Annotated in this window: 3 protein-coding genes and 1 pseudogene; all 4 read left to right on the top strand. The window is 51.0% G+C overall.

Features of this window, described 5'->3' with window-relative positions:
- A pseudogene (locus DZ54_RS25370) lies at positions 1 to 596 on the top strand (hypothetical protein); the annotation flags it as partial.
- Positions 593 to 2,224: a DUF6531 domain-containing protein gene (locus DZ54_RS23835; RefSeq protein ID WP_025675452.1), complete on the top strand. Its 1,632-nt coding sequence runs from the start codon at positions 593 to 595 to the stop codon at positions 2,222 to 2,224. The pseudogene DZ54_RS25370 and the gene DZ54_RS23835, both read left to right, overlap by 4 nt.
- Positions 2,200 to 3,009 (top strand): RHS repeat protein, encoded by an 810-nt coding sequence (locus DZ54_RS23830; protein WP_051416096.1) that lies wholly within the window; start codon positions 2,200 to 2,202, stop codon positions 3,007 to 3,009. The genes DZ54_RS23835 and DZ54_RS23830 overlap by 25 nt, the downstream gene beginning before the upstream one ends.
- 92 nt (positions 3,010 to 3,101) lie before the next feature.
- A partial coding sequence (locus DZ54_RS23825) for an RHS repeat domain-containing protein (RefSeq protein ID WP_164831627.1) occupies positions 3,102 to 3,394 on the top strand: 293 nt, incomplete at its 3' end.

The raw sequence follows: 3,394 nt of genomic DNA, 5'->3' as shown, positions 1-3,394 counted from the left end.
GCGAAGCGTTTTGGCAAACGTGGATACAAGTTAAAGATACCTACCAACAAACCGTATTGCTGCGATTGTTCGATAGGCAAGTGTTTCAAGCGTTGTGGCACGCCTCGTCAGACACTGAAAAGCTCGCATTAAGCGGGCCGTTTAAATATGCACTGTTCGGTACACTCAATGATACCGAGGGAGAAACCCTCCCCTTGTGTCCAGAAGCGGCAGAGAAGGCCACCTGTCCGCCATTACCGCGTGCTCTGAGCGAGGCGCAGTATGCCGCTCTCTTGAATCTATCACTGCCAAAGCAGTATCAAGCCTACAAAACGCATCTACAGACCCACCATGAGCGCACACAGGCATGGTCAGAGACACAATGGACGCAATTCATTGAAACCGGTGTGAGCGAAGCAAGCGCCAACGGGTTTCAGCAACAGCAAGATATTGTTCGTTTTCTTAGCTTAAAAATCGAGCTAGGCGACACCTTTTATCAAGAGGCGTGGGCACAGAAAATCATTACCCGACCCATTATCGATGGGCAAAAAACGCCCATGGATCGTCTATTTGAGCAAGCTTTAATCTTACTAGATAAGGAATCTTCGTCGTCATGAGCAGTAATGCAAAGGCCGCTTTGCTCTCGAGTTCACAGGCCGCCCAACAAAACTTTTCAACAGACAATGTATTAGAAGGCGGCTGCGTCGAGTGTGGCTGTGAAGCGTTTATTCGTTACCATTACGACGATGATAAGCCCGTGCCCAATGCCCCCTTTGTGTTGACTGATAGCAAACAAACGCAAATTGAAGGGAAAACCGACGATCAGGGGCTGTGCAAGATCCAGAACATGGGGTGTGGGGGCTATGAGATTTTGCTCGAAGAGGGAGACGATGAATTCGAGCCAGAAGAAGTGCTGGAGAACAACCCCGTCTTGCAAGACTCGCCGGAATATGCGGCGCTGGCTGGCGAATACTTCGCCCTCTATACCCTTTTAAATCGTAAAGGCTATCTGTCTTACGATGCAGACGACAGCTCGGCCGATAGCATTGACGTTGATCGAAGCTGGACAACGTGGATCCCCGATGACTATGAGCCCGCTTATGAGCGGTTTTGGGTTCTTCACCGTGAAATAAACCAAGGGACACGCAAGCAAAAAGAAGCGGTTCAAAAAATGTATAGCAGCCTAGCCGGTGAGACGGCGGGTATGGCGCAAGACAATCCGGCCTTACTGTTATTTGTTGAAATAGCGTTAGGTTGCGTCCCTGTGGTCGGACAGGCTATTGATTTATATGATTTGGGCGATTGGAGCTGGCGGACTTACGAGCAAGAGTCGTTGGATAACTGGCATTGGGCCGAGGGAACCTTGATAGCCATCGGTTTCGTGCCTGGGTTAGGGGATGCGGCGAAAAAAACCGGCTGTGCCATTTTAGATGCCCTCAAAAAAGCCGATTCTCGGGCAATTCAACTGGCGATGAAAATCATCCGAAGCTTGTCGAATGGCAACCTCGTCAAGTATTTGGCCGATTTTGATAAAACGCTTAACAGTTGCGCCAAGGAAGCGAAAGAGTTAATCAACAAAACCATTTTTGGCTTAGAAAAAGTGGTGATGCAAAGCGATAGCTGGATCCTGCGTCTTGCGTCCGGTGCCATCCTTGGAATGATTGATGGCTTGAAATCCTTGCTTCAAAAAATCGATGACATGCTCGGTTGGATCAAAGGGAAATTTGATGAGTTCAAGGGCAAAATTATTACGGTTAAGCCTGGCACCGCGCACCCTAAAGAGAGCCTTAAGGCGCCAGAAAACACCAACGCAGGCAAGGCAGACCCTCATCAAGAAAAGCAAGATAGAAATAATAGCCAAGCCAATGAAGCCGACGGGGACGGGGCCTGTCAGCCTACCAATACATGTACGGGAAAAGGCGAGCCTGTTGATATGCAAACGGGTAAAGCCTTTGAATTACGGGAAGACTTTACCGTTGCGGCTCACTTGCCGGTATCACACGAGCGCTACTATCACTCGCGCGGAGAGCGTCACACTGGCCTGATGGGTCGACTATGGCGAAGCAGTTGGGATATCAGTCTGACCATTGAAGGCGACACGGCTTTATGGATAGACAAAGACTATACCCAAGCACGCTTCCCGCTTCCGCTCACCGCGACGCCAACCCAATCGGCGATGAAGCCTGATTGCGCTTACACCGTGATCCAGCTGGGCACTTGGTGCTCAAGCACAAAAACGGACTGAGTTATCACTTTGGCTTTGCCGCGGGCAGCGTACTCAAAGTCACCAAAATCCAAGATAGCTACGGCAATAGCACCCAGTTTGTTTATCTGCACGCCACCTTAAAGTGGGTGGTATTAACGGATCAACGTTTAATCAAGGTTGCCACCGAGCGTAACCGCATTACCGCCTTAACCTTGTGTGAGCGCGATAAAACGGTGATCCGTGAATTGGCGCAGTATCATTATGACGACCAAGGCTTTTTGCTCTCGGTGCGCGCGGATGCGGGGCGGAATTTTGACTACCAATACAATCAAGTCGGCCACCTTATTCGTTGGCAAGATAAGGCCAATACCTGGGTTGAGCATGATTATGATAAGCAAGGCCGAGCGCTTGCGACACGCTGTGCGGGTGACTACTGGAATGACCACATCCGCTACGACGACGCGCAGCGGATCCATTACTACAAAAATGCGTTTGGTGGCATTACCGCTTACCACTTAGACGAACGCAACCGCGTGGTGAAAACCGTGGCGCCAGATGGTAGCACCATCACTCAAACGTGGGATAACGACAACCTGATTAGCCAAACCAATGCATTGGGTGAGACAACCTTCTATGCCTACGATGATTGGGGGAATGTAACCGACGTAGTGCTACCGGATGGGGCGGTGCATGCCTACCAGTACAGCGAGGAAGGGTATCTACTCGGTTATACCGACCCTGAAGGTGCGACATGGACGTATCAATACAACCCACAAGGGGATGTGATTGCCGCGAGCGACCCTGAAGGCTGGAAACCACGCTGACTTACACCCCAGAAGGCCATCGCGAGAGCCTGACGGAGCCCGATGGCACCACCACGTGCTATACCTATAATGAACTCGGGTTATTGGCCCGCGTGCAGCCCCAAGTTGGGATGGGCATGCGCTTTGAATACGACCGCCAAGGACGGTTATGCCGACGCGTCAGTGACAATAACTTGGTACGGACTTGGCACTACCAAGGTGACAGCCTCACGCCACGCAGCGTCTGTTACGAAGATGGCACCGCCGCTTACTTTGAATACGACATTGAAGGTAATCTGGTCAAAGTCACCGATGCACTGGGGCATAGCCAGTCGTTCGATTACGACGCGTTTGACTTATTGTCACAGGCAATTGACCCTCTCGGGGCGGTGACTCGCTACCACTA

It is taken from the genome of Salinivibrio socompensis S35 (genome assembly GCF_000513715.1).
Lineage (GTDB): Bacteria > Pseudomonadota > Gammaproteobacteria > Enterobacterales > Vibrionaceae > Salinivibrio > Salinivibrio socompensis.
This window is presented reverse-complemented; position numbering and strand designations above follow the sequence as displayed.

Excerpts from the sequence above, each read along its gene's own strand:
- DZ54_RS23835 (WP_025675452.1), top strand. The coding sequence starts at position 593 with ATGAGCAGTAATGCAAAGGCCGCTTTGCTCTCGAGTTCACAGGCCGCC.